32 protein-coding genes and 1 other annotated feature are annotated in these 25,182 nt (G+C 38.7%); all 32 genes read right to left on the bottom strand.

The window, feature by feature from the left end:
- Positions 1–21: 21 nt before the first annotated feature.
- The 32 genes from rpmD to rplK all read right to left on the bottom strand — a co-directional run bounded on the left by rpmD (position 22) and on the right by rplK (position 25,019).
- On the bottom strand, positions 22–204 hold the full coding sequence (rpmD, locus tag ACTXGU_RS19405) for a 50S ribosomal protein L30 (protein ID WP_101176328.1): 183 nt from the start codon (positions 202–204) through the stop codon (positions 22–24).
- A gap of 13 nt (positions 205–217) precedes the next feature.
- Positions 218–718 (bottom strand): 30S ribosomal protein S5, encoded by a 501-nt coding sequence (gene rpsE / locus ACTXGU_RS19400; protein WP_101176327.1) that lies wholly within the window; start codon positions 716–718, stop codon positions 218–220.
- A gap of 24 nt (positions 719–742) precedes the next feature.
- Positions 743–1,105, bottom strand: a complete 363-nt coding sequence (rplR, locus tag ACTXGU_RS19395) for a 50S ribosomal protein L18 (protein ID WP_443483179.1) — start codon at positions 1,103–1,105, stop codon at positions 743–745.
- A gap of 32 nt (positions 1,106–1,137) precedes the next feature.
- Positions 1,138–1,674, bottom strand: a complete 537-nt coding sequence (rplF, locus tag ACTXGU_RS19390) for a 50S ribosomal protein L6 (RefSeq protein WP_443483178.1) — start codon at positions 1,672–1,674, stop codon at positions 1,138–1,140.
- Positions 1,675–1,704: 30 nt separating this feature from the next.
- On the bottom strand, positions 1,705–2,103 hold the full coding sequence (gene rpsH / locus ACTXGU_RS19385) for a 30S ribosomal protein S8 (RefSeq protein ID WP_443483177.1): 399 nt from the start codon (positions 2,101–2,103) through the stop codon (positions 1,705–1,707).
- 29 nt (positions 2,104–2,132) lie between these two features.
- Positions 2,133–2,318, bottom strand: a complete 186-nt coding sequence (gene rpsN, locus ACTXGU_RS19380; protein WP_009499044.1) for a 30S ribosomal protein S14 — start codon at positions 2,316–2,318, stop codon at positions 2,133–2,135.
- Between the two features lie 25 nt (positions 2,319–2,343).
- Positions 2,344–2,883: a 50S ribosomal protein L5 gene (gene rplE / locus ACTXGU_RS19375; protein ID WP_443483176.1), complete on the bottom strand. Its 540-nt coding sequence runs from the start codon at positions 2,881–2,883 to the stop codon at positions 2,344–2,346.
- Between the two features lie 26 nt (positions 2,884–2,909).
- Positions 2,910–3,221 carry a 50S ribosomal protein L24 gene (gene rplX / locus ACTXGU_RS19370; RefSeq protein ID WP_443483175.1) on the bottom strand — a complete coding sequence of 104 codons (312 nt, stop codon included), beginning with the start codon at positions 3,219–3,221 and terminating at the stop codon, positions 2,910–2,912.
- A 35-nt stretch (positions 3,222–3,256) separates the two neighbouring features.
- On the bottom strand, positions 3,257–3,625 hold the full coding sequence (gene rplN / locus ACTXGU_RS19365; protein ID WP_443483174.1) for a 50S ribosomal protein L14: 369 nt from the start codon (positions 3,623–3,625) through the stop codon (positions 3,257–3,259).
- 41 nt (positions 3,626–3,666) lie between these two features.
- On the bottom strand, positions 3,667–3,930 hold the full coding sequence (gene rpsQ / locus ACTXGU_RS19360) for a 30S ribosomal protein S17 (protein WP_443483173.1): 264 nt from the start codon (positions 3,928–3,930) through the stop codon (positions 3,667–3,669).
- Positions 3,931–3,950: 20 nt separating this feature from the next.
- Positions 3,951–4,154, bottom strand: a complete 204-nt coding sequence (gene rpmC, locus ACTXGU_RS19355; RefSeq protein ID WP_003351417.1) for a 50S ribosomal protein L29 — start codon at positions 4,152–4,154, stop codon at positions 3,951–3,953.
- Complete coding sequence (gene rplP, locus ACTXGU_RS19350; RefSeq protein ID WP_443483172.1) at positions 4,144–4,578, bottom strand: 50S ribosomal protein L16; 435 nt, start codon at positions 4,576–4,578, stop codon at positions 4,144–4,146. Before rplP ends, rpmC begins: the two co-directional genes overlap by 11 nt.
- A gap of 1 nt (position 4,579) precedes the next feature.
- Positions 4,580–5,236: a 30S ribosomal protein S3 gene (rpsC, locus tag ACTXGU_RS19345; RefSeq protein ID WP_443483171.1), complete on the bottom strand. Its 657-nt coding sequence runs from the start codon at positions 5,234–5,236 to the stop codon at positions 4,580–4,582.
- A 3-nt stretch (positions 5,237–5,239) separates the two neighbouring features.
- A complete protein-coding gene (gene rplV, locus ACTXGU_RS19340; protein WP_443483170.1) occupies positions 5,240–5,581 on the bottom strand; it encodes a 50S ribosomal protein L22 in 342 nt (113 codons plus the stop codon).
- Between the two features lie 18 nt (positions 5,582–5,599).
- Complete coding sequence (gene rpsS, locus ACTXGU_RS19335) at positions 5,600–5,878, bottom strand: 30S ribosomal protein S19 (RefSeq protein WP_443483169.1); 279 nt, start codon at positions 5,876–5,878, stop codon at positions 5,600–5,602.
- A gap of 60 nt (positions 5,879–5,938) precedes the next feature.
- Positions 5,939–6,769, bottom strand: a complete 831-nt coding sequence (gene rplB / locus ACTXGU_RS19330) for a 50S ribosomal protein L2 (RefSeq protein WP_443483168.1) — start codon at positions 6,767–6,769, stop codon at positions 5,939–5,941.
- A gap of 28 nt (positions 6,770–6,797) precedes the next feature.
- On the bottom strand, positions 6,798–7,082 hold the full coding sequence (gene rplW / locus ACTXGU_RS19325; RefSeq protein ID WP_443483167.1) for a 50S ribosomal protein L23: 285 nt from the start codon (positions 7,080–7,082) through the stop codon (positions 6,798–6,800).
- On the bottom strand, positions 7,082–7,705 hold the full coding sequence (gene rplD / locus ACTXGU_RS19320; protein ID WP_443483166.1) for a 50S ribosomal protein L4: 624 nt from the start codon (positions 7,703–7,705) through the stop codon (positions 7,082–7,084). The genes rplW and rplD overlap by 1 nt, the downstream gene beginning before the upstream one ends.
- 25 nt (positions 7,706–7,730) lie before the next feature.
- Entirely contained in the window at positions 7,731–8,360 is a 630-nt protein-coding gene (gene rplC, locus ACTXGU_RS19315) for a 50S ribosomal protein L3 (RefSeq protein WP_443483165.1), read from the bottom strand.
- A gap of 39 nt (positions 8,361–8,399) precedes the next feature.
- Positions 8,400–8,708, bottom strand: a complete 309-nt coding sequence (rpsJ, locus tag ACTXGU_RS19310) for a 30S ribosomal protein S10 (RefSeq protein WP_443483164.1) — start codon at positions 8,706–8,708, stop codon at positions 8,400–8,402.
- Positions 8,709–9,403: 695 nt separating this feature from the next.
- Positions 9,404–10,591: an elongation factor Tu gene (gene tuf, locus ACTXGU_RS19305; RefSeq protein ID WP_443483163.1), complete on the bottom strand. Its 1,188-nt coding sequence runs from the start codon at positions 10,589–10,591 to the stop codon at positions 9,404–9,406.
- A 112-nt stretch (positions 10,592–10,703) separates the two neighbouring features.
- Entirely contained in the window at positions 10,704–12,779 is a 2,076-nt protein-coding gene (gene fusA, locus ACTXGU_RS19300) for an elongation factor G (protein ID WP_443483162.1), read from the bottom strand.
- Between the two features lie 48 nt (positions 12,780–12,827).
- Positions 12,828–13,298 (bottom strand): 30S ribosomal protein S7, encoded by a 471-nt coding sequence (gene rpsG / locus ACTXGU_RS19295; protein WP_443483161.1) that lies wholly within the window; start codon positions 13,296–13,298, stop codon positions 12,828–12,830.
- 39 nt (positions 13,299–13,337) lie between these two features.
- Positions 13,338–13,760, bottom strand: coding sequence for a 30S ribosomal protein S12 (gene rpsL / locus ACTXGU_RS19290; RefSeq protein WP_443483160.1), 423 nt, complete (start codon positions 13,758–13,760; stop codon positions 13,338–13,340).
- 99 nt (positions 13,761–13,859) lie between these two features.
- Positions 13,860–14,108: a 50S ribosomal protein L7ae-like protein gene (locus tag ACTXGU_RS19285; protein ID WP_443483159.1), complete on the bottom strand. Its 249-nt coding sequence runs from the start codon at positions 14,106–14,108 to the stop codon at positions 13,860–13,862.
- 185 nt (positions 14,109–14,293) lie between these two features.
- Positions 14,294–17,893 carry a DNA-directed RNA polymerase subunit beta' gene (gene rpoC / locus ACTXGU_RS19280; protein WP_443483158.1) on the bottom strand — a complete coding sequence of 1,200 codons (3,600 nt, stop codon included), beginning with the start codon at positions 17,891–17,893 and terminating at the stop codon, positions 14,294–14,296.
- A gap of 123 nt (positions 17,894–18,016) precedes the next feature.
- Positions 18,017–21,577: a DNA-directed RNA polymerase subunit beta gene (rpoB, locus tag ACTXGU_RS19275; protein WP_443483157.1), complete on the bottom strand. Its 3,561-nt coding sequence runs from the start codon at positions 21,575–21,577 to the stop codon at positions 18,017–18,019.
- A 246-nt stretch (positions 21,578–21,823) separates the two neighbouring features.
- Complete coding sequence (locus ACTXGU_RS19270; protein ID WP_443483156.1) at positions 21,824–22,429, bottom strand: class I SAM-dependent methyltransferase; 606 nt, start codon at positions 22,427–22,429, stop codon at positions 21,824–21,826.
- Between the two features lie 198 nt (positions 22,430–22,627).
- Positions 22,628–22,990 (bottom strand): 50S ribosomal protein L7/L12, encoded by a 363-nt coding sequence (gene rplL / locus ACTXGU_RS19265; protein WP_443483155.1) that lies wholly within the window; start codon positions 22,988–22,990, stop codon positions 22,628–22,630.
- A gap of 60 nt (positions 22,991–23,050) precedes the next feature.
- Entirely contained in the window at positions 23,051–23,551 is a 501-nt protein-coding gene (rplJ, locus tag ACTXGU_RS19260; protein ID WP_443483154.1) for a 50S ribosomal protein L10, read from the bottom strand.
- A 31-nt stretch (positions 23,552–23,582) separates the two neighbouring features.
- Positions 23,583–23,732: a sequence feature (ribosomal protein L10 leader region), on the bottom strand.
- A 57-nt stretch (positions 23,733–23,789) separates the two neighbouring features.
- Entirely contained in the window at positions 23,790–24,479 is a 690-nt protein-coding gene (gene rplA, locus ACTXGU_RS19255) for a 50S ribosomal protein L1 (RefSeq protein ID WP_443483153.1), read from the bottom strand.
- 114 nt (positions 24,480–24,593) lie between these two features.
- Positions 24,594–25,019, bottom strand: coding sequence for a 50S ribosomal protein L11 (rplK, locus tag ACTXGU_RS19250; protein ID WP_141434103.1), 426 nt, complete (start codon positions 25,017–25,019; stop codon positions 24,594–24,596).
- Positions 25,020–25,182 lie beyond the last annotated feature (163 nt).

Below are 25,182 nucleotides of genomic sequence, written 5' to 3'. Positions count from 1 at the left end.
CTTATTGAAGAAGAATGAATTTTAGTTTTCTTTCACAGAAACAAGATGTGATACTTTATTGATCATACCGCGGATAGCAGCATTATCTTGTTGTTCAACTGTTTGGTTTACTTTACGTAATCCTAATGCTTTAACTGTTTCGCGTTGGTCTTGCGGACGACCAATTACGCTTTTTGTGAGGGTAATTTCCAGTTTGTTTGCCATTTAATTTCCCTCCTTATCCTAACAGTTCTTCTACTGATTTACCACGTAACTTAGCTACGTCTTCAGCACGTTTTAATTGTTTTAAACCGTCTAAAGTTGCACGAACCATGTTAATTGGTGTGTTAGAACCTAAAGATTTAGATAGAATATCAGCTACACCAGCTAACTCAAGTACCGCACGCACTGGACCACCAGCGATAACTCCAGTACCTTCAGAAGCAGGTTTTAATAAAATTTCACCAGCACCAAAATGTCCGATTACTTGGTGTGGTATTGTAGTGCTAACCATAGGCACTTCAATAAGATTTTTCTTCGCATCTTCAACCGCTTTACGAATTGCATCAGGTACTTCTTGTGCTTTACCAGTACCGAAACCAACGTTACCATTTTTGTCCCCAACTACTACTAGAGCAGAGAAACGAAAACGACGTCCACCTTTAACAACTTTCGCTACACGGTTAACTGTAACTACGCGTTCTTCTAGTTCAAGTTTGTTTGGATCAATACGACGCATCTTTTTATGTCCCTCCTTTGTCTATTAAAATTCTAGGCCGTTCTCACGAGCAGCATCAGCTAAAGCTTTTACGCGACCATGGTATAAATATCCTCCGCGATCGAAAACAACTGATTTAATTCCTTTTTCAACTGCACGTTTAGCAACTAGTTCACCGATCTTAACAGCAGCATCTACGTTGCTTGCAGAATCTAAGTTTAATTCTTTATCTAATGTAGAAGCGTTAACGATAGTAACACCTTTTACATCATCAATAAGCTGAGCGTAAATGTGTTTGTTTGAACGGAACACATTTAAACGAGGACGAGCTTCAGTTCCGCTAAGTTTAGAACGCACGCGTGCGTGTCTTTTCTTACGAACTTGATTTTTATCAGCCTTCGTAATCATTTAGGTCACTCCTTTCGTTTACCTATGCGGCATTACTTACCAGTTTTACCTTCTTTTCTACGTACATATTCGCCTTCATAACGGATACCTTTCCCTTTATAAGGTTCTGGTGGACGAACATCACGGATGTTAGCAGCAAGTGCTCCAACACGTTCTTTATTTGTACCTTTAACAACTACTTTAGTTGCAGATGGAACTTCAATTTCAAGACCTGCTTCTGGTTCGATTTCAACTGGGTGAGAGTAACCTACGTTCAAAACAAGTTTAGATCCTTGTTTTTGAGCACGATAACCAACCCCGATTAGTTCAAGACCTCTTTCGAAACCTTTAGAAACACCCTCCACCATATTTGCGATTAAAGCACGAGTTGTGCCATGTAAAGCACGGTGCTCTTTCGCATCAGATGGACGAGAAATATTAATCACGTTCTCTTCTAATTTGATTGTAATATCAGTATTAAAAGCACGAGTTAATTCACCTTTAGGACCTTTAACCGTTACAGTACTGTTATCAATAGTAACTGTAACGCCTGCTGGTACTTCAATTGGTTTTTTACCTACGCGAGACATTTAGTTGCACCTCCATTCAATTAAAACTTATTACCAAACGTATGCTAAAACTTCTCCGCCAACTTGTTTAGCGCGAGCTTCTTTATCAGTAAGTACTCCTTGAGAAGTAGAAACTAGTGCGATTCCAAGACCGTTTAATACACGTGGTACATCTGTAGCTTTTGCATATACACGAAGACCAGGTTTACTAATACGTTTAAGTCCAGTAATAACACGCTCGTTGCTAGAACCGTACTTAAGGAAAATGCGGATAAATCCTTGTTTGTTATCTTCAATAAATTCAACATCACGTACGAAACCTTCACGCTTTAAAATTTCAGCGATTTCCTTTTTGATGTTAGAAGCAGGTACTTCTAACTTCTCGTGACGAACCATATTCGCGTTACGGATTCTTGTAAGCAAATCTGCAATTGGATCTGTCATAACCATTGTTTTTACCTCCTTCCCGAAATGGGGTTTTACCAGCTAGCTTTTTTCACACCAGGAATTTGTCCCTTATATGCTAATTCACGGAAACAAATACGGCAAAGCTTAAATTTACGGTACACAGAATGTGGACGTCCACAACGTTCGCAACGTGTATATTCTTGTACTTTGTATTTAGGCGTGCGTTTTTGTTTCGCAATCATTGACTTCTTAGCCACATTTTCGCCTCCCTCTAATTAGAGATTACTTTTGGAACGGCATTCCAAATTGAGTTAAAAGTTCACGAGCTTCTTCATCAGTATTTGCAGTAGTAACGATAACAATATCCATTCCTCTAACTTTGTTTACTTTATCGTAATCAATTTCAGGGAAGATTAATTGTTCTTTTACACCTAATGTGTAGTTACCGCGACCGTCAAATGATTTCTTAGAAATACCACGGAAGTCACGTACACGTGGAAGAGATACAGCTACTAATTTATCAAAAAATTCATACATGCGTTCTCCACGAAGAGTAACTTTTGCACCGATTGGCATTCCTTCACGCAGACGGAATCCTGCAATAGATTTTTTTGCACGAGTGATTACTGGTTTTTGACCAGTGATTAATGTTAATTCTTCAACTGCAACGTCTAATGCTTTAGCGTTTGCAACAGCATCACCAACACCCATGTTGATAACGATTTTTTCAAGTTTTGGTACTTGCATTACAGATTTATAATTAAACTTGCTCATTAGAGCAGGAGTAGTTTCTTTAACAAATTTTTCTTTTAGGCGGTTCATTCATTGTACCTCCCTTCTTCATTGAACTATTTATCTAGAATTTCACCGGATTTTTTCGCTACGCGTACTTTTTTACCATCAACCGTTTTCGTACCTACACGAGTAGGCGTACCAGTTTTAGGGTCGATAGGCATAACGTTGGATACATGAATAGCTGCTTCCTGGTCATTGATTCCACCTTGTGGATTCAACTGGGATGGCTTAGAGTGTTTCTTTACAATGTTAATCCCTTCAACAACCACACGGCTTTTCTTAGGAAACGCTGCAAGAACAACACCTGTTTTGCCTTTATCCTTACCAGAGATGACCATTACTTTGTCACCTTTTTTTACATGCATCTTTTCGCACCTCCTTAAAGGCAATTAAATTTATATTATAGTACTTCTGGAGCTAATGATACAATTTTCATAAAGTTGCTGTCGCGAAGTTCACGAGCAACTGGTCCAAAGATACGTGTTCCACGTGGACTTTTATCATCACGGATAATTACACATGCGTTTTCATCGAAACGAATGTAAGTACCGTCTGCACGACGAACACCACTTTTTGTTCTTACGACTACTGCTTTCACTACGTCACCTTTTTTAACAACGCCACCTGGTGTTGCTTGTTTCACAGTAACAACGATAATATCACCGATGTTTGCAGTTTTACGTCCTGAACCACCAAGAACTTTAATAGTTAGTACTTCACGAGCACCAGAGTTGTCAGCAACTTTCAAACGTGATTCTTGTTGAATCATGTGTGTAACCTCCCTTCGGGATGAAGCTTAATTCCGAACAATTAAATAATAACTGCTTTTTCTACTACTTCTACAAGACGGAAACGTTTTGTAGCTGATAATGGACGAGTTTCCATAACACGGACGATATCGCCAATTTTTGCTGTATTTTGCTCATCGTGAGCTTTATACTTCTTAGAGTATTTCACGCGTTTGCCGTATAATGGATGTTTTTTATATGTTTCAACAACAACAGTAATTGTCTTATCCATTTTGTCTGAAACAACACGTCCAGTATAGACTTTGCGTTGATTGCGTTCGCTCATTTTACGAACCTCCTCTCACGTTATCGATTATTGACGCCGATTTCTCTTTCACGAATAACAGTTTTCATGCGAGCAATCGCTTTGCGTACTTCACGAATGCGAGCTGTATTTTCAAGTTGTCCAGTCGCTAATTGAAAGCGAAGGTTGAATAGCTCTTCTTTTAAAGATTTAACTTTTTGCTCTATTTCTGCAGTGGTAAGGTCACGAATTTCATTAGCTTTCATTAGTTTCACCACCAATTTCTTCACGTTTTACAAACTTACATTTAACTGGAAGTTTGTGCGCTGCAAGACGAAGTGCTTCACGTGCAATCTCTTCAGATACACCAGCAACCTCGAACATTACTTTACCTGGCTTAACAACTGCTACCCAACCTTCTGGAGCACCCTTACCGGAACCCATGCGGACTTCTAGAGGCTTTGCAGTGTATGGCTTATGTGGGAATATTTTAATCCAAACTTTACCGCCACGTTTCATATAACGAGTCATCGCAATACGAGCGGATTCGATTTGACGGTTTGTAATCCATGAAGCTTCAGTAGATTGTAAACCATATTCACCAAAAGTTACTTCTGTACCGCCTTTTGCTTGACCGCGCATTTTACCACGGTGCACACGACGATATTTTACACGTTTAGGTAGTAACATATTATTTGCCTCCTTCCTCAGTTTTCTTCTTCGTTGGAAGGATCTCTCCACGATAGATCCAAACTTTTACGCCTAATTTACCATAAGTAGTATCTGCTTCAGCAGTAGCGTAATCGATATCTGCACGTAAAGTGTGTAGAGGCACAGTACCTTCACTGTAAGACTCAGAACGAGCGATATCTGCTCCGCCAAGACGGCCTGATACCATTGTTTTAATACCTTTAGCTCCAGAACGCATTGAACGTTGGATTGCTTGTTTTTGAGCACGACGGAAAGATACACGGTTTTCTAATTGACGAGCAATGTTCTCAGCAACTAATTTTGCATCCATGTCTGCTTTTTTAATTTCAAGAATATTGATGTGTACACGTTTACCAGTAAGTGAGTTTAAAGCTTTGCGTAAAGCTTCCACTTCTGTACCACCTTTACCAATTACCATTCCTGGTTTAGCAGTGTGAACAGTAACGTTTAAACGGTTCGCTGCACGTTCGATTTCAACTTTAGAAACAGATGCATCGTTTAAGCGTTTAGTGATATACTCACGAACTTTAAGGTCTTCGTGTAAAAGTTCAGCATAGTCTTTACCTGCGAACCATTTTGATTCCCAATCACGAATGATTCCGACACGTAAACCGACTGGATTTACTTTTTGACCCACTGATTACCCCTCCTTCTTTTCTGATAAAACGATAGTGATGTGGCTAGTACGTTTGTTAATTTGGCTTGCACGACCCATCGCACGAGGACGGAAACGTTTAAGTGTTGGTCCTTCGTTAACATACGCTTGCTCAACCACTAAATTATTGATATCCATTTCGTAATTATGCTCTGCGTTAGCGATAGCAGATTTTAATACTTTTTCTACGATTGGAGAAGCAGCCTTTGGAGTTAGCTTTAATATTGATACTGCTTCACCTATTTGCTTTCCTCGAATTAAATCTACGACTAAACGAGCTTTACGAGGAGCAATACGAACTGTATTTGCAACAGCTTTAGCTTGCATTTGAATGCCCTCCTCTCATTAACGTCTTGTTTTCTTATCGTCACTTGCATGACCTTTGTAAGTACGACTCGGAGCGAATTCTCCAAGTTTATGACCTACCATGTCTTCAGTAACATAAACTGGTACATGTTTACGACCATCATAAACAGCAATTGTTTGACCGATGAATTGTGGGAAGATCGTAGAACGACGAGACCAAGTTTTGATAACTTGTTTCTTTTCACTTTCGTTTAACTTTTCGATCTTTGTTAGTAAATGATCATCAACAAAAGGTCCTTTTTTTAAGCTGCGACCCATAATTGAACCTCCCTTCGTGATTGTTCTACGGTTCTATCAATGAACCGTAGTTCAACCCCGTTATTTTTTACGGCTACGTACAATAAATTTATCTGATTTCTTATTCTTCTTACGAGTTTTGTATCCAAGAGTTGGTTTACCCCATGGAGACATAGGTGATTTGCGTCCGATTGGAGCACGACCTTCACCACCACCGTGTGGATGGTCATTAGGGTTCATTACAGATCCACGAACAGTTGGGCGCTTGCCTAACCAACGAGAACGACCAGCTTTACCGATTTTGATTAATTCGTGTTGTTCATTACCTACTTGACCGATTGATGCACGGCAAGTTGCAAGAATTAAACGAACTTCACCAGAATTCAAACGTACTAGTACGTATTTACCTTCTTTACCAAGAACTTGTGCAGAAGTACCTGCTGAACGAACTAATTGTCCGCCTTTTCCTGGTTTTAATTCGATATTGTGGATAACTGTACCCACTGGAATGTTAGCTAGTGGCAATGCATTACCTGGTTTAATATCTGCTTCAGGTCCTGACATTACTTCTATTCCAACTTCTAAATTTTTTGGTGCAAGAATGTAGCGTTTTTCTCCGTCTACATAATTAATTAACGCGATGTTTGCAGATCTGTTTGGATCGTACTCGATTGTAGCAACGCGTCCTGGAATGCCATCTTTGTCACGTTTAAAATCGATGATACGATATTGACGCTTATGACCTCCACCTTGATGACGAACTGTTAACTTACCTTGGTTATTACGGCCGCCTTTTCTTGTTAAAGGAGCAAGCAATGATTTTTCTGGTGTACTTGTAGTGATTTCACTAAAGTCAGAAGATGTCATGTTGCGTCGACCATTAGAGGTAGGTTTATACTTCTTAATCGCCATTGTGTTCCCTCCTCTTCTTTATTATATTTTAAGCTTCAAAGAATTCGATTTCTTTGCTGTCTGCTGTTAATTTCACAATTGCTTTACGACGTTTGTTTGTGTATCCTCCGAAACGTCCCATACGCTTGAACTTACCTTTGTAGTTCATGATGTTAACTTTTTCAACTTCTACGCCAAAGATTTCTTCTACAGCATCTTTAACTTGAGTTTTGTTAGCTCTTACATCAACTTCAAACGTATATTTTTTGTCAGCCATTAAGTCAGTAGAACGTTCAGTGATAACGGGGCGCTTAATCGTTTCGCGTGCATCCATTATGCAAGCACCTCCTCTACTTTTTCAACCGCTTGCTTAGTTATGATTAATTTATCATGGTTTAAAACATCTAAAACTGTAATATCAGAAGCAGTAACTACTGTTACACCTTGGATGTTGCGTGCAGATAATGCTACGTTTTCATCTAGGTCAGCTGTAACAATTAATGCTTTTTTATCAACAGAAAGATTGCCTAGGAATCCTTTGAAATCTTTAGTTTTTGGTGTTTCGAAAGCAAGGCTTTGTAATACTAAAATATTTTCTTCTAATACTTTAGTAGATAATGCAGATTTGATTGCTAATCTACGAACTTTTTTAGGAAGTTTGTAGCTATAGCTGCGAGGAACTGGTCCGAAAACTGTTCCACCACCACGCCATTGTGGAGATCTGATAGATCCTTGACGAGCACGTCCTGTACCTTTTTGGCGCCATGGTTTACGTCCACCACCAGCAACCTCAGAACGAATTTTAGTTTTATGAGTTCCTTGACGTAAAGAAGCTCTTTGCATAACAACTGCTTCGAATAAAACATGGTTGTTAGGCTCGATACCGAATACTGTATCTTTTAATTCGATATCTCCAGCTTGAGTACCGTCTTGGTTAAATAATGCAACTTTAGGCATTCTTATTTCCTCCTTTCTGGTTTAATTACTTAGCTTTTACCGCCGTTTTAATTTTTAATAAAGCTTTTTTAGATCCTGGAACATTTCCTTTAATTAATAGAAGGTTGCGTTCAACATCTACTTTTACGATTTCTAAGTTTTGAACAGTAACTTGTTCTCCACCCATACGTCCTGGTAATGCTTTACCTTTAAATACGCGGTTTGGTGCTACAGGTCCCATTGAACCTGGGCGACGATGATAACGAGAACCGTGAGCCATTGGGCCACGTGATTGTCCATGACGTTTAATAGAGCCTTGGAAACCTTTCCCTTTAGAGATCCCTGTTACATCTACAACATCGCCTTCAGCGAATACATCTACTTTGACTTCTTGACCAACTTCATACTCATCTAAGTTTACTTCTCTCAATTCACGAACGAAGCGCTTAGGAGCAGTGTTTGCTTTCGCAACATGACCCTTTTCAGGTTTGTTAGCCAACTTTTCACGTTTATCTTCAAAACCGATCTGAACAGATTCGTAACCGTCTGTTTCAACAGTTTTCTTTTGAAGCACTACGTTTTGAGCAGCTTCCACTACTGTTACAGGGATAAGATTGCCGTTCTCAGCAAATACTTGAGTCATACCAATTTTTCTTCCTAAGATTCCTTTGGTCATTTCAGTCACACCTCCTGATAATCTTAATATTTATTGTTATTATAATTTAATTTCTATATCTACACCTGATGGTAAGTCTAAACGCATTAAGGAATCAACTGTTTGTGGAGTTGGATTAACAATGTCGATTAGACGTTTATGCGTACGCATTTCAAATTGCTCACGAGAATCTTTATATTTATGAACCGCACGTAAGATAGTGTATACAGACTTTTCTGTCGGTAACGGAATCGGACCAGAAACAGCCGCACCAGAACGTTTTGCAGTTTCAACGATTTTCTCAGCAGATTGATCTAAAATTTTATGATCATACGCTTTTAAACGGATACGAATTTTTTGTTTTGCCATTATTTTCCCTCCTTTTCGCCTATTTTAAAATAGACATTCTCCGCAGAAATTTCCCACACACTCGCCATGGCAAAGCGGCCGGGTGTGTCAGCAACCTTCTGCATCATCGCAGTCAAAGACCAACATTGTCTATTATACAGAAACTAAATAAGAAAAGCAATAGTATAAATTATTTTTCTTTTGTTTTTGTACACTCAGACTATTATACATAGTTAAAGTAGATTTTTCAAGGTTTTGGCGAATTGTCGAAAAATTAGAACACTAATGATAAGGTTGCTTTCCTTATAATAATTTTCGTGGTGGGTGAAAGAGTTTTTTAATAGTTTGTATAAGGTAGTCTTACAGTGTTTTGTCTACTTCTCCTAAAAGGAGAGTGGATCTTTTTTTATCTATGGGTGTTTTCATATAGAATGTTGCTTTTAAACTCGCAGCCTGAATACACTTCGTCCGTTTAGCGAGCGTCGAGCCTCCTCGTCGCATACACTCCTGCGGGGTCTCGTCTTTCTCGCATTCCCACAGAAGTCTACGTGTATGCAGACTGCTGAGTACTTCTTCTCCCATTTTTTACGTAAAAAACAACAAACTTTGAGAAAACAGCCTTATCTTTTATATCAAATTATGAGAGAATATACTGCACCTATACGAAAAAAAGCAAGCCAGATCAACTGGCTTGCTTTTTTAAATTAACTAGTTAATTACTCAACGATTGTAGCAACTACGCCAGCACCTACAGTACGTCCACCCTCACGGATAGAGAATTTAGTACCTTCTTCGATAGCGATAGAAGAAATTAGTTCAACATCCATTTCGATGTTGTCACCAGGCATAACCATTTCTACGCCTTCAGGTAAGTTACAAATACCAGTTACATCAGTTGTACGGAAGTAGAACTGTGGACGGTAGTTTGTGAAGAATGGAGTATGACGTCCACCTTCTTCTTTTGATAATACGTAAACTTCAGCTTTGAACTTTACGTGAGGAGTGATAGTACCTGGTTTTGCTAATACTTGACCACGTTGGATATCTTCACGTGCAACACCACGAAGAAGTGCACCAATGTTATCTCCAGCTTCAGCATAATCAAGTAATTTACGGAACATTTCAACACCTGTTACAGTAGTTGATTTTTTCTCTTCAGCTAAACCGATGATGTCAACAACGTCACCAACTTTAACTTGTCCGCGCTCAACACGTCCTGTAGCAACTGTTCCACGTCCTGTGATTGAGAATACATCCTCAACAGGCATCATGAATGGTTTTTCAGTATCACGTGCAGGAGTTGGGATATACTCATCTACAGCAGCCATAAGCTCGTTGATTTTTTCTTCCCATTCTGCTTCACCTTCAAGTGCTTTAAGAGCAGAACCTTTAACAACTGGAATATCGTCACCAGGGAACTCATATTCAGAAAGAAGGTCACGAACTTCCATTTCTACTAATTCTAATAACTCTTCGTCATCAACCATATCACATTTGTTTAAGAATACTACTAAGTGAGGTACACCAACCTGACGAGATAATAGGATGTGCTCACGAGTTTGTGGCATTGGACCATCAGTTGCAGATACAACTAGGATACCGCCGTCCATTTGAGCAGCACCAGTGATCATGTTTTTAACATAGTCAGCATGTCCTGGGCAGTCAACGTGTGCATAGTGACGAGTAGCTGTTTCATACTCAACGTGTGCAGTTGAAATTGTGATACCGCGCTCACGCTCTTCTGGAGCAGCATCGATTTGATCATAACCGCGTGCTTCTCCTCCACCTACTTTAGAAAGTACAGTTGTGATAGCAGCTGTTAAAGTTGTTTTACCATGGTCAACGTGACCAATTGTTCCGATATTTACGTGTGGCTTTGAACGATCGTATTTAGCTTTTGCCATTAGGAAAATCCTCCTTTTAATTGTGAAAATTAAGTATTGGAGCTGTGAATTTTCATCACAGCTTTATTGCTTACATAGTAGTTATACTTGATTAAAAAGGTAAAATCAACAATTACCCTTTATTTTTTTTGATGATCTCTTCAGAGATTGATTTTGGCACTTCTTCGTAGTGGTCAAAAGTCATAGAGAATACTCCGCGACCTTGTGTGCTTGAACGTAAGTTTGTAGCGTAACCAAACATTTCTGAAAGTGGAACCATAGCACGTACTACTTGAGCGTTACCGCGCGCTTCCATTCCTTCAACACGTCCACGACGAGAAGTAATATTACCCATAATATCACCCATGTACTCTTCTGGGATGATTACTTCAACCTTCATGACAGGTTCAAGAATTACAGGGTTACATTTTGAAGCAGCGTTTTTAAGTGCCATTGAAGCGGCAATTTTAAACGCCATTTCAGATGAGTCAACATCATGGTAAGATCCATCAAATAATTTAGCTTTAACGTCTACCATTGGGTAGCCTGCAAGTACTCCTCTTTCTAACGCATCTTCAAGACCAGCTTGAACTGGAGCGATATATTCACGTGGAACAACCCCACCAACGATTGCGTTTTCGAACTCGAAGCCTTTACCTTCTTCGTTTGGAGAGAATTCAATCCAAACGTGACCATATTGTCCTCGTCCACCAGATTGACGTGAGAACTTACCTTCTACCGCTGCAGAACCACGGAAAGTTTCACGATATGCAACCTGTGGTGCACCAACGTTTGCTTCAACCTTAAATTCACGACGCATACGATCTACAAGAATATCTAAGTGAAGCTCACCCATACCAGCGATAATTACTTGACCAGTTTCTTGGTTAGTATGCGCACGGAATGTTGGATCTTCTTCTTGTAATTTTTGTAGAGCTGTAGTCATTTTATCTTGGTCAGCTTTTGATTTAGGTTCAATTGACAACTCAATAACCGGCTCTGGGAATTCCATTGATTCTAAGATTACTAAGTTCTTATCATCACATAGAGTATCTCCAGTTGTAGTATCTTTTAATCCAACCGCTGCTGCAATGTCTCCAGCATGTACTTCTGAAATCTCTTGACGGCTGTTTGCGTGCATTTGTAGAATACGACCTACGCGCTCACGTTTGCCTTTAGTAGAGTTTTGTACATATGAACCAGAGCTCAAAGTACCAGAGTATACACGGAAGAATGTTAATTTACCTACGAATGGGTCTGTCATAACCTTAAATGCAAGTGCCGCAAATGGTTCTTCATCACTTGAATGTTTTTCAATTACTTCATCTGAATCAGGAACAGTACCTTTGATTGATGGTACATCTAATGGAGATGGTAAGTAGTCGATAACTGCATCAAGCATTTTTTGAACACCTTTGTTTTTGAAAGCAGAACCACAGATAACTGGATAGAATTCAACGTTTACTGTACCTTTACGGATAGCAGCTTTTAATTCATCAGTAGTGATTTCTTCTCCACCAAGATATTTTTCCATTAAGTCTTCGTCAAGTTCTGCTACAGCTTCCACTAATTTCTCGTGGTATTCTTCAGCAAGTTCTTTATACTCTTCAGGAATTTCACGTTCTTGGATATCTGTTCCTAAGTCGTTGCCATAGAAAGTTGCTTTCATTTCTACCAAGTCAATAATGCCTTCGAATTGATCTTCAGCACCGATTGGCAATTGAATTGCATGTGCATTCGCTTGTAAGCGATCGTGTAATGTTCCTAATGAATATAGGAAGTCTGCTCCTATTTTATCCATTTTATTAACAAAAACTACACGAGGAACTCCATAAGTTGTTGCTTGTCGCCAAACAGTTTCTGTTTGAGGTTCAACACCAGATTGAGCATCAAGAACTGCAACCGCACCATCAAGTACACGAAGAGAACGTTCAACTTCAACTGTGAAGTCTACGTGTCCTGGTGTATCGATGATATTTACACGATGACCTTCCCATTGTGCTGTTGTTGCAGCAGATGTAATCGTGATACCACGTTCTTGTTCTTGCTCCATCCAGTCCATTTGCGATGCACCTTCATGAGTTTCACCAATTTTATGGATACGACCAGTATAATAAAGTACACGCTCAGTTGTTGTCGTTTTACCAGCATCAATATGCGCCATGATACCAATATTACGAGTGTTTTCTAAGGAGAACTCTCTAGCCATTTGGTATTTCTCCTTCCATTAAGAAAGTATTTTTTTAAATTGATTATCTTACCAACGATAGTGAGCAAACGCTTTGTTTGCTTCAGCCATTTTGTGTGTATCTTCACGCTTTTTAACAGATGCTCCAGTATTGTTAGCTGCATCTAAAATTTCGTTAGCTAATCTTTCTTCCATCGTTTTTTCTCCACGAAGACGAGAATAGTTAACTAACCAGCGAAGACCTAGTGTAGTACGTCTATCTGGACGAACCTCCACTGGAACTTGATAGTTTGAACCACCAACACGGCGGGCTTTAACTTCAAGTACTGGCATAATGTTCTTTAATGCTTGATCGAATACTTCGATTGCATCTTTTCCAGTACGTTCTGCTACGATTTCAAAAGCTGAATATAGGATAGCTTGAGATTTACCTCTCTTACCATCGATCATCATTTTATTGATTAATTTAGATACAAGTTTTGAATTGTAAATTGGATCTGGTAACACGTCTCTTTTTGCTACAGGACCTTTACGTGGCATTTGATTTCCTCCTTTCGATCATGCTGTTTTAAGATTTATTTATTTTTTTGCTGCTTTTGGTTTTTTTGTTCCGTATTTAGAACGTCCTTGCATACGGTTATTAACACCAGCTGTATCAAGCGCACCACGAACAATGTGATAACGTACCCCTGGTAAGTCTTTTACACGTCCTCCACGGATAAGTACAACACTATGTTCTTGTAGGTTGTGACCGATACCAGGAATGTATGCTGTTACCTCAATACCGTTAGTCAAACGTACACGAGCATATTTACGTAACGCTGAGTTCGGTTTTTTTGGTGTCATTGTACCAACACGAGTACATACACCACGTTTTTGAGGTGAAGATACGTTTGTTTGTGTTTTTTTGAAACTGTTGTAACCTTTGTTTAACGCAGGTGACTTCGACTTCTCTTGTGCAGATTGACGAGGCTTGCGTACTAATTGGTTAATAGTTGGCATTTCTTTTTCCTCCCTTCTTTTATGTTTAAAGCCCACACATCCAGGTGGTTCATATTAGGGCAAAAACAAAGTTTTCATGGTTAATTCCATAAAAACAGTTTAATTAATTATGGCTACAGTCGCTGCGCCTACTTCTATACCACATGATTTGCCTAACTTCATCATGGAATCAACAAGTATTATAGGAACATGAACTTGTTTAGCTGTATCTGTTACTTTTCCAATTAGAATTGGATCAGCATCTTTTGCAACTAAAACTTCCGTTACATTTCCTGCTTTTAACGCTTTAACCGTTTGCTTTGTTCCTACTACATATTTATTAGCCTGTAATACTTTATCATAAGACATATCATATCCTCCAAAGCAACAGGTGAATAGGAGCACCTCTGATATATTAACACCTAGAAAACTTCATGTCAATTAATTTACGAAAAAAATTAATTGCTTTTCTGAAATGATAAGCAAAGGTCAGAACCCTGCTATTCAAGTCTATTACTTTGTTTGGACAGCGGGGTTTGACCTTATTCAATTATTTACTCTACAGTAACAGACTCTTCCGAAGACTCTTCTGCTGTAATAGGTTCTGCATGTCGATATCTTGGCATACCAGTTCCCGCAGGTACTAGCTTACCAATAATAACATTTTCTTTTAATCCTAATAATTCATCACGTTTTCCTTTAATTGCTGCATCTGTTAAAACTCTTGTAGTTTCTTGGAACGATGCTGCAGATAAGAAGGAATCTGTTTCAAGTGATGCTTTTGTAATACCTAACAATACAGGTCTTCCTGTCGCTGGTAATTTTCCTGCTTTTAACGCTTTAGCATTCGCATCTGTAAATTGGTGGATATCAAGTAGTGTACCAGGTAATACATCTGTTTCCCCAGCATCTACGACACGTATTTTACGAAGCATTTGACGAACCATTACTTCAACGTGTTTATCGCCGATTTCAACCCCTTGCATGCGGTATACCTTCTGCACTTCACGTAGTAGATACTCTTGAACAGCAGTTACGTTTTTCACTTTAATCAATTCTTTAGGATCAATAGAACCTTCTGTTAGTTCTTGACCTTGTTCTACTACATCGTCAAGCTTAACTTTTAATCTTCCTGTGTACGGTGCAGTATATGTTTTCGTTTCTAGTTCACCTTGAATAGTAATCTCATGTTGACGGTCTCTGCCTTCGTTAATTCCGACTACTACACCGGCAATCTCGGATATAACCGCCTGCCCTTTTGGATTACGAGCTTCGAAAATTTCTTGGATACGAGGTAAACCTTGTGTAATATCGTCTCCAGCAACCCCACCAGTATGGAATGTACGCATCGTTAACTGTGTACCTGGTTCTCCGATAGATTGTGCCGCAATAATACCTACTGCTTCTCCCACTTCTACCTCTTGACCAGTTGCTAAGTTTCTACCGTAACATTTTTTACATACACCATGGCGAGTGTTACATGTAAAGGCAGAACGAATCCATACTTCTTCAATATTAGCTTCCACTACTTCTACAGCAAGGTCTTCTGTAATTAGACCATTTTCCGGAACAATCACTGTATTCGTTTCTGGATGCTTAATTGCTCTTCTTGCATAACGACCAATTAAACGCTCTTCTAACGGTTCAATTATTTCAGTTCCTTCTTTAAGAGCAGCTACTAATAAACCTCTATCTGTTCCACAATCATCTTCACGGACAATTACATCTTGAGCAACATCAACTAGTCGACGAGTCAGATATCCAGAGTCAGCCGTTTTAAGTGCTGTATCGGCAAGACCTTTACGGGCACCATGTGTAGAGATAAAGTACTCTAATACTGTTAATCCTTCACGGAAACTTGAGATAATTGGCAACTCAATAATTCTACCAGCCGGGTTGGCCATCAGTCCACGCATACCCGCAAGCTGCGTGAAGTTAGATGCGTTACCACGGGCACCAGAGTCACTCATCATAAAGATTGGATTTCGTTTATCAAGTGATTTCATCAGTTTAGCCTGAATTACATCTTTAGCAGCACTCCAAATAGAGATAACTCTATCATAACGCTCTTCTTCTGTAATTAATCCACGTCTAAATTGTTTTAATACATTATCAACTTTACCTTGAGCTTCGTCGATAATTTCTTGTTTTTCACCTAAAACGACGATATCTGCAACCCCTACAGTAATACCTGCTTTTGTTGAATGTCTAAATCCTAGATCTTTCATTCTATCAAGCATTTTAGATGTTTCGGTAATTTTGAATCGTTTAAATACTTCCGCAATGATATTCCCAAGAATTTTCTTTTTAAATGGGTCAATAATTGGCATTTCCCTAATAATCGCAGGCACATCTGTTCCTTGTTTAACAAAGAATCTTTCCGGAGTCTTCTCTTCAAGGTTTGCCTTTGTAGGTTCATTAATGTACGGGAAAGATTTAGGTAATATTTCATTAAATATTAACTTTCCAACTGTTGTTAATAAAAGTTGGTTGTTTTGCTCTTCCGTAAATGTTTCGTTATTTAAAGAACTTGCACGAACAGCAACACGAGTGTGTAAATGAACATAACCATTTTGATATGCCAACACTGCCTCACTTGTATCGTTAAAGATCATACCTTCTCCCACAGCACCTTCTCTTTCTAAAGTTAGGTAATAGTTACCTAACACCATATCCTGTGAAGGTGTAACAACTGGTTTTCCATCTTTAGGATTCAAGATATTTTGAGCAGCTAGCATTAATAATCTTGCTTCTGCCTGCGCTTCAGATGATAACGGAACGTGAACAGCCATTTGGTCTCCATCAAAGTCCGCATTATAAGCAGTACACACTAGTGGATGAAGACGAATTGCACGACCTTCTACTAATGTTGGCTCAAATGCCTGGATTCCTAATCTGTGAAGTGTTGGTGCACGGTTAAGCAATACAGGGTGTTCTCTGATTACCTCTTCTAATACATCCCAAACTTCAGGTTGAACTCGCTCAATTTTACGTTTAGCAGACTTAATATTGTGTGCTAATCCTTTTTCCACTAATTCTTTCATAACGAAAGGTTTAAAAAGCTCTAATGCCATTTCTCTTGGTAAACCACATTGATACATCTTTAAATTCGGTCCTACAACGATAACCGAACGGCCAGAGTAGTCAACACGTTTTCCTAGTAAGTTTTGACGGAAACGACCTTGTTTTCCTTTTAACATATGGGAAAGGGATTTTAATGGTCTATTACCTGGTCCTGTAACCGGACGCCCACGACGACCATTATCAATTAACGCATCTACTGCTTCTTGAAGCATGCGTTTTTCGTTTTGAACGATAATGCTTGGAGCTCCTAGATCCAACAATCTTTTTAAACGGTTATTACGGTTAATAACACGGCGGTATAGATCATTCAAATCTGATGTTGCAAAACGTCCACCATCTAATTGAACCATCGGACGAAGTTCTGGTGGAATAACGGGAAGTACATCTAAAATCATCCATGACGGCTCATTGCCAGAACCACGGAATGCTTCTAACACTTCTAATCGTTTAATTGCTCGAGTACGACGTTGTCCTTGAGCTGTTTTCAACTCTTCTTTTAACGCTTCTACATCTTTATTTAAATCAATATCAGAAAGTAATTTCTTAATTGATTCCGCTCCCATAGAAGCTTGGAATTTCATCCCATATTTATCACGATATGCTCTGTATTCTTTTTCTGAAAGAAGTTGTTTCTTTTCTAATGCTGTATCACCAGGATCGGTTACAACATAAGAAGCAAAATAAATAACTTCTTCTAAAGCACGCGGAGACATATCAAGAACAAGCCCCATACGGCTAGGAATTCCTTTAAAATACCATATATGCGATACAGGTGCTGCTAGTTCAATGTGCCCCATGCGTTCACGACGTACTTTTGCACGCGTCACCTCTACACCACATCGATCACAAACTACACCTTTGTAACGAACACGTTTATACTTTCCACAATGACATTCCCAGTCTTTTGTAGGACCAAAAATACGCTCGCAGAATAAGCCGTCTTTTTCCGGTTTTAATGTTCGATAATTAATTGTTTCTGGTTTTTTTACTTCACCATATGACCATGAGCGAATCTTATCTGGTGAAGCAAGACCTATTTTCATAAATTCAAAATTGTTTACATCCAACAAGGGTCCTACCTCCCTTTTGATCTTCGGGCTATTCCATACTTGCCACTTAATAAGAATAAGTACTTATATCTTATGAAGGCTGACCCTTTTCATTAGTGTCAGCCTTCATCTAGTTACTTGAAATTACTCTTGAATGCCTACTTTTTCTGACTCAGGCTCTTGTGTATCAGGTGCTATTGTAAGAGATTCAGCTTGTTGAATATCATCATCATCATCTGTATCTCTCATTTCTATTTCTTCTTCGTTGCTGGATAGAATTTTAACATCTAATCCTAAGCTTTGAAGTTCTTTCATCAGTACGCGGAATGATTCTGGTACTCCCGGCTCTGGAACATTTTCACCTTTTACAATTGCTTCATACGTTTTCACACGACCTACAACGTCATCTGATTTAACAGTAAGAATTTCTTGTAATGTATATGCTGCTCCATACGCTTCAAGAGCCCAAACTTCCATCTCTCCAAAACGTTGTCCACCGAACTGAGCTTTTCCGCCAAGTGGCTGTTGTGTTACTAAAGAGTAAGGTCCAGTAGAACGAGCATGAAGTTTATCATCAACCATGTGCGCCAGTTTAATCATATACATGACACCAACAGATACACGGTTATCAAACGGCTCTCCTGTACGTCCATCATAAAGTACTGTTTTAGCATCTTGTGCCATGCCAGCTTCTCTGATTGTTTCCCAAACATCTTCTTCCCTAGCTCCATCAAATACAGGAGAAGCAACATGGATATTTAAGCTTCTTGCAGCCATTCCAAGGTGCAGCTCCAGCACCTGTCCGATATTCATACGAGATGGTACCCCTAAAGGATTTAACATGATATCTACAGGTGTTCCATCTGGAAGATACGGCATATCTTCTTCTGGTAAAATACGAGAAATTACCCCTTTATTACCATGTCGTCCAGCCATCTTATCGCCTTCGTGAATTTTACGCTTTTGTACAATGTACACACGCACAAGTTGATTCACCCCTGGTGGCAGTTCGTCTCCGTCTTCACGATTAAATACTTTCACATCATGAACGATACCGCCTCCGCCATGAGGAACACGTAAACTAGTATCACGAACTTCACGTGCTTTTTCCCCGAAAATAGCATGTAATAAACGTTCTTCTGCAGTTAATTCTGTTACACCTTTTGGCGTTACTTTTCCTACAAGAAGGTCTCCGTCTTTTACTTCTGCTCCAATACGGATAATTCCTCGATCGTCAAGGTTACGCAAAGCATCTTCCCCAACATTTGGAATATCGCGTGTGATTTCTTCTGGTCCAAGCTTTGTATCGCGAGATTCTGATTCATATTCTTCAATATGAATAGATGTATAAACATCATCTTTTACTAGACGCTCACTCATAATGATGGCATCTTCATAATTGTACCCATCCCATGTCATAAAGGCTACTAGCACGTTTCTTCCTAAAGCTAGTTCACCTAATTCCATAGATGGACCGTCAGCAAGGATTTCTCCTTTTGTTACTTTGTTTCCAACAGCAACAATCGGACGTTGATTGTAGCATGTACCTTGGTTAGAACGGATAAACTTAAGCATTCTATATTTATCTAGGTTGCCTTTAACTTCTTGACCATCAATCACTTGTACTCTTCTAACCCAAACTTCACGAGCTTCTACATGTTCAACGATTCCATCATGTTTACAAATAACAGCAGCACCAGAGTCTTTACCAGAAACATATTCCATTCCTGTTCCTACTCTTGGAGCTTCAGGCTGCATCAACGGTACTGCTTGACGTTGCATGTTCGCACCCATTAACGCACGGTTTGAGTCATCGTTTTCTAAGAAAGGAATACATGCTGTTGCAGCAGATACTACTTGCTTCGGTGATACATCCATATAGTCTACACGATCACGGCGGACAACAGTATTTTCCCCTCTAAAACGAGCAACAACTTCCTCATCAAGGAAAGCGCCATCATCACCTAAACGTACGTTTGCTTGTGCTACTACGTAGTTATCTTCCTCATCTGCAGTCAAGTAATCAATACGGCTTGAAACTAATCCTGTTTCCGGATCTACGCGGCGGTATGGCGTTTCAATAAAACCAAAGCGATTTACTTTTGCAAAAGATGATAACGAGTTAATCAAACCGATGTTTGGTCCCTCTGGCGTTTCAATAGGACACATACGACCGTAATGTGAGTAGTGAACGTCACGAACTTCCATCCCTGCACGTTCTCTTGTTAAACCACCAGGTCCTAATGCAGATAAACGGCGCTTATGCGTTAACTCAGCAAGCGGATTTGTCTGGTCCATAAATTGAGATAACTGTGAGCTTCCGAAAAACTCTTTAATTGACGCGATAACCGGTCTGATGTTAATTAACTGCTGCGGTGTAATCGTGTTTGTATCTTGGATAGACATTCTTTCACGAACTACACGCTCCATTCTGGATAATCCAATACGGAACTGATTTTGCAGTAATTCACCAACAGAACGCAAACGTCTGTTACCTAAGTGGTCAATGTCATCTGTTAAACCAACACCATGTAACAGGTTAAAGAAATAACTAATCGATGCAATAATATCTGCAGGAGAAATATTTTTCACTGCTTCTTCTACATATGCATTGCTAATTACGTTAATTTCTTTTTCCCCTTCATCATTAGGAGCATAAATTTTAACAGATTGCACAATAACGTCGTCTTCTAATACTCCGCCATATGGGCTTAATGTTTTAAATCCGATGTTATTTTCAAGGTTCGGTATGATGCGATCCAATGCACGACGATCTAAAAGCGTACCTTTTTCCGCAATTATTTCGCCTGTTTCTGGATCTACAAGCGTCTCTGCTAGACGTTGACCAAACAATCTATTTTTTATATGAAGTTTTTTATTAATTTTATAGCGTCCTACATTTGCAAGATCATATCTTTTAGGATCAAAAAATCTTGAAACTAATAAGCTTTTTGCATTTTCGACAGTAGGTGGCTCACCAGGACGTAAACGCTCATATATTTCTAATAGAGCCTTTTCCGTTCCTTCTGTATTATCTTTTTCTAAAGTATTGCGTAAATACTCATTGTCACCAATCAAGTCTAATATCTCTTGATCAGATCCAAATCCTAAAGCACGTAAAAGAACCGTTACCGGCAGTTTACGAGTACGATCGATACGTACGTAAACAACATCCTTTGCATCGGTTTCATATTCTAACCAAGCTCCACGGTTTGGAATCACAGTCGCTGTAAATCCTTTTTTCCCGTTTTTATCTAATTTCCCATTATAGTACACACTTGGAGAACGTACTAACTGAGAAACGATAACACGTTCAGCTCCGTTAATAACAAATGTACCAGTTTCAGTCATAAGCGGGAAATCACCCATGAAAACATCTTGGTCTTTTACTTCTCCTGTTTCTTTGTTTACAAGACGAACCTTAACTCGTAATGGCGCGGAGTATGTAACATCTCGTTCTTTTGATTCTTCTACTGAATATTTTGGATCCCCTAAGCTGTAATCAATAAACTCAAGCGATAAGTTGCCAGTAAAGTCTTCGATTGGTGAAATATCCTGAAACATCTCACGCAATCCCTCATCTAGAAACCATTGATAGGAAGAGGTTTGGATTTCTATAAGATTTGGTAATTCTAAAACTTCACTAATTCGTGCATAGCTTCTTCGCTGGCGGTGTCGTCCATACTGAACAAGTTGACCTGTCAACTGATTCACCCCTCAAATCAAACGTTATAGTACATCTATTTACATCTTATAAAAGCAGTTTATTACTTTTTATAAGACAAAAAGAAAAAGGGTTTTCCAATCCAAAAAACCACATTTTTCATATTTCTAGTATTATTTTGTTAGCTTTTCCGAAATAATCCAATTTTATACACTAGTTGTATAAAATGATACCAATCAGAAAAAATAATATATTGGCATTATACAATGCTATCACAACGATTCGGACTAGTCAATCTTTTTTGCTCTTATTATAAAATAACCTTTTTTCTTTTCAACGATTTCTACATCATGAAATAATTGCTCTAACTTTGCTATCGCAGAAGGAGCTCCCTGCTTTTTCTGAATCACTACCCAAAGGTCTCCACCATCAACCAAATGTTCATAACTTTGTTCGAAAATATCATGAACAACTTTTTTTCCTGCACGTATCGGCGGGTTCGTTAATATAGATGCAAACATTTTGCTTTCCACTTGCAAAAGTCTATCACTTTCATAAATTTTAACATTTTTTATATGATTAGCAGAAGCATTTTCCGTTGCAAGCTGTATCGCTCTTACATTAACATCCACCATATGAACCATTTTATTTTCAGCATTTTTGGCTATAGAAAGTCCTATCGGTCCATATCCACATCCAACATCCAATATATCTCCTGCAACGGTTGAATATTCATATGTTTCGATTAATAGCTTCGAACCAAAATCAACTTCTTTTTTAGAAAAAACGCCATTATCTGTTTTAAAGCGAAATTTATTGCCTTTTAACATGTAATCCCAATAATTCGGATCACTGCTTACATTTTGTGTACGGGAATAATAATGTTCTGTCACAACTGACCACCTCCACGGGAGCATTATATCGGAAGAACCATTGAGGATTTTACTTTTTTGAAGTAATTCCTATAAGAGGTTGTTCAAAAAGTTCGGGAACACAAACTTGCGAATCTCTTCGTTGATTCCCAACCTTTTTGAACACACACTTTAAGGGAAAAAAAGCCCGCTTATATAGCGAGCTTTTTTTAACTAACATTACTTAACTTCAACGTTAGCTCCAACTTCTTCAAGTTTAGCTTTGATTTCTTCAGCTTCTTCTTTAGAAGCTCCTTCTTTAACAGCTTTTGGAGTGTTGTCAACAAGTTCTTTTGCTTCTTTAAGACCAAGACCTGTGATTTCACGTACAACTTTGATAACTTTGATTTTTTGATCTCCAGCAGATGCAAGAACTACATCAAACTCAGTTTTTTCAGCTGCAGCTTCTCCGCCAGCAGCACCAGCAACAGCTACAGGAGCTGCAGCAGTTACACCAAATTCTTCTTCAATAGCTTTTACTAAGTCGTTTAATTCTAAAACAGTCATTGCTTTTACTGCTTCTAAGATTTGTTCTTTAGACATTATATTGTTCCTCCTTGTTTTTTATCCATTTATTATGATACTTGAAAGTAACGTAAATTCTTACGCGCCTTGTTCTTCTTTTTGTTCTGCAACTGCTTTTGTAGCAAGAGCGAAGTTGCGGATTGGTGCTTGAAGCACGCTGAGTAACATAGAAAGTAGTCCTTCGCGTGATGGAAGTTCAGCAAGAGCTTTAACATCTTCAACTGAAGCAACATTTCCTTCAATAATACCCGCTTTAATTTCAAGCGCTTCATTCTTTTTAGCAAAGTCATTAAGAATTTTCGCTGGTGCAACAACATCTTCATTACTGAATGCAATTGCGTTAGGACCAGTTAAAGCTTCGTTAATACCTGCTAAACCTGCAGCTTCAGCAGCACGGCGTGTTAATGTGTTTTTGAAAACTTTGAACTCGATACCAGCTTCACGAAGTTGTTTACGAAGTTCTGTTACTTCAGAAACAGTTAGACCGCGGTAATCAACAACAATCGTTGATTTACTTGCTTTGAATTTTTCAGCAATATCTTCTACTATTTGTTTCTTTTGTTCAATTACGCTGCTCATCTTTACACCTCCTGTAGAATTTACATTTATACCGGAAAGTAAAAAACCTCCACATCAATATAGACATGGAGGAGTATACAATAGTCGTTTACACAACTGATTAAAAATCTATCGTATTACCTCGGCAGGAAATTAAGCTCTTATGAGCACCTACTGTCTACGGTACAAATGTTATTTAATTTTTCACAACAAGATGTAGTATATGCCATTAATCTTGTTTTGTCAAATATATTTTATATTAAACTGCAGAAGGATCTACTTTAACTCCAGGACCCATTGTTGAAGTAACAGATACGTTCTTCATATAAGTTCCTTTTGCTGCTGCTGGTTTAACTTTTAACATTGTATCAAAAATAGTTTGGAAGTTTTCAACAAGTTTTGTTTCTTCGAAAGAAACTTTACCGATTGGAACATGAATGTTTCCAGCTTTATCAACACGGTATTCTACTTTACCTGCTTTGATTTCGTTAACTGCTTTTGTTACATCAAAAGTTACTGTACCAGTTTTAGGGTTTGGCATTAAACCTTTAGGTCCTAATACACGACCAAGTTTACCAACTTCACCCATCATATCTGGAGTTGCAACGATTACATCAAATTCGAACCAACCTTGTTGGATTTTGTTGATGAATTCAGCATCTCCAACATAATCTGCACCTGCAGCTTCTGCTTCTTTAATTTTTTCGCCTTTAGCGAAAACTAATACACGTTGAGTTTTACCAGTTCCATGTGGAAGAACAACTGCTCCACGGATTTGTTGGTCCGCTTTCTTAGGATCAACGCCTAGACGGAAAGCAACCTCAACAGATGCATCAAATTTTGTAGTACTTGTTTTTTTAACAAGTTCAACTGCTTCTTGAATTGGGTAAGCTTTAGTACGATCAACAAGTTTGATAGCTTCTAAATACTTCTTACCTTTTTTAGCCATAATAATATTTCCTCCTTGAATTGTGGTTTTAGCGGAATTACCTCCCACGAATAAAGGTTGCGACTTAACCATTATCAGTGTCGCAACCTTAATCAACAGAACCATTTAAATGGTTTAGTCTTCAATAACAATACCCATGCTGCGGGCAGTACCTTCTACCATGCGCATAGCTGCTTCAACGCTAGCTGCATTTAGATCAGGCATTTTCGTTTCAGCAATCTCGCGTACTTTATCACGCTTAACAGTTGCTACTTTATTACGGTTAGGTTCACCAGAACCTGACTCAATACCAGCCGCTTTTTTAAGTAAAACAGCAGCAGGTGGAGTTTTTGTAATAAATGTAAATGAACGGTCTTCAAACACCGTAATTTCAACAGGAATAATTAAACCAGCTTGTTCAGCTGTACGAGCATTAAACTCTTTACAGAATCCCATGATATTCACACCTGCTTGACCTAGTGCAGGACCAACTGGTGGTGCCGGATTTGCTTTAGCTGCTGGAATTTGCAATTTAACAACCTTAATTACTTTTTTAGCCACGAGACACACCTCCTTAAAGTCCGTGATGTGGTAATAGGGTATACCCCTCCCACTCAACTTATCGTCTTTATATGAATAAAGAAATCTGACAATATCTTATCTCTTTTTGTGAGACATACTGACCTTTGAAATATTATCACTTTTTTAAGTGCATTTCAAGTTT

Source organism: Niallia sp. 01092 (genome assembly GCF_052318935.1).
In the GTDB taxonomy this organism is placed as follows: Bacteria; Bacillota; Bacilli; order Bacillales; family Cytobacillaceae; genus Niallia.
This window is presented reverse-complemented; position numbering and strand designations above follow the sequence as displayed.

Excerpts from the sequence above, each read along its gene's own strand:
- rpmD (WP_101176328.1), bottom strand. The coding sequence starts at position 204 with ATGGCAAACAAACTGGAAATTACCCTCACAAAAAGCGTAATTGGTCGT.
- rpsE (WP_101176327.1), bottom strand. The coding sequence starts at position 718 with ATGCGTCGTATTGATCCAAACAAACTTGAACTAGAAGAACGCGTAGTT.
- rplR (WP_443483179.1), bottom strand. The coding sequence starts at position 1,105 with ATGATTACGAAGGCTGATAAAAATCAAGTTCGTAAGAAAAGACACGCA.
- rplF (WP_443483178.1), bottom strand. The coding sequence starts at position 1,674 with ATGTCTCGCGTAGGTAAAAAACCAATTGAAGTACCAGCAGGCGTTACA.
- rpsH (WP_443483177.1), bottom strand. The coding sequence starts at position 2,103 with ATGGTTATGACAGATCCAATTGCAGATTTGCTTACAAGAATCCGTAAC.
- rplE (WP_443483176.1), bottom strand. The coding sequence starts at position 2,883 with ATGAACCGCCTAAAAGAAAAATTTGTTAAAGAAACTACTCCTGCTCTA.
- rplX (WP_443483175.1), bottom strand. The coding sequence starts at position 3,221 with ATGCATGTAAAAAAAGGTGACAAAGTAATGGTCATCTCTGGTAAGGAT.
- rplN (WP_443483174.1), bottom strand. The coding sequence starts at position 3,625 with ATGATTCAACAAGAATCACGTTTGAAAGTTGCTGACAACTCTGGTGCT.
- rpsQ (WP_443483173.1), bottom strand. The coding sequence starts at position 3,930 with ATGAGCGAACGCAATCAACGCAAAGTCTATACTGGACGTGTTGTTTCA.
- rpmC (WP_003351417.1), bottom strand. The coding sequence starts at position 4,154 with ATGAAAGCTAATGAAATTCGTGACCTTACCACTGCAGAAATAGAGCAA.
- rplP (WP_443483172.1), bottom strand. The coding sequence starts at position 4,578 with ATGTTACTACCTAAACGTGTAAAATATCGTCGTGTGCACCGTGGTAAA.
- rplV (WP_443483170.1), bottom strand. The coding sequence starts at position 5,581 with ATGCAAGCTAAAGCTGTTGCAAATACAGTTCGTATTGCTCCTCGTAAA.
- rpsS (WP_443483169.1), bottom strand. The coding sequence starts at position 5,878 with ATGGGTCGCAGCTTAAAAAAAGGACCTTTTGTTGATGATCATTTACTA.
- rplB (WP_443483168.1), bottom strand. The coding sequence starts at position 6,769 with ATGGCGATTAAGAAGTATAAACCTACCTCTAATGGTCGACGCAACATG.
- rplW (WP_443483167.1), bottom strand. The coding sequence starts at position 7,082 with ATGGATGCACGCGAAACGATTAAGCGCCCCGTTATCACTGAACGTTCT.
- rplD (WP_443483166.1), bottom strand. The coding sequence starts at position 7,705 with ATGCCTAAAGTTGCATTATTTAACCAAGACGGTACTCAAGCTGGAGAT.
- rplC (WP_443483165.1), bottom strand. The coding sequence starts at position 8,360 with ATGACCAAAGGAATCTTAGGAAGAAAAATTGGTATGACTCAAGTATTT.
- rpsJ (WP_443483164.1), bottom strand. The coding sequence starts at position 8,708 with ATGGCAAAACAAAAAATTCGTATCCGTTTAAAAGCGTATGATCATAAA.
- tuf (WP_443483163.1), bottom strand. The coding sequence starts at position 10,591 with ATGGCAAAAGCTAAATACGATCGTTCAAAGCCACACGTAAATATCGGA.
- fusA (WP_443483162.1), bottom strand. The coding sequence starts at position 12,779 with ATGGCTAGAGAGTTCTCCTTAGAAAACACTCGTAATATTGGTATCATG.
- rpsG (WP_443483161.1), bottom strand. The coding sequence starts at position 13,298 with ATGCCACGTAAAGGTCCTGTAGCAAAAAGAGACGTGTTACCAGATCCA.
- rpsL (WP_443483160.1), bottom strand. The coding sequence starts at position 13,760 with ATGCCAACTATTAACCAATTAGTACGCAAGCCTCGTCAATCTGCACAA.
- ACTXGU_RS19285 (WP_443483159.1), bottom strand. The coding sequence starts at position 14,108 with ATGTCTTATGATAAAGTATTACAGGCTAATAAATATGTAGTAGGAACA.
- rplL (WP_443483155.1), bottom strand. The coding sequence starts at position 22,990 with ATGTCTAAAGAACAAATCTTAGAAGCAGTAAAAGCAATGACTGTTTTA.
- rplJ (WP_443483154.1), bottom strand. The coding sequence starts at position 23,551 with ATGAGCAGCGTAATTGAACAAAAGAAACAAATAGTAGAAGATATTGCT.
- rplA (WP_443483153.1), bottom strand. The coding sequence starts at position 24,479 with ATGGCTAAAAAAGGTAAGAAGTATTTAGAAGCTATCAAACTTGTTGAT.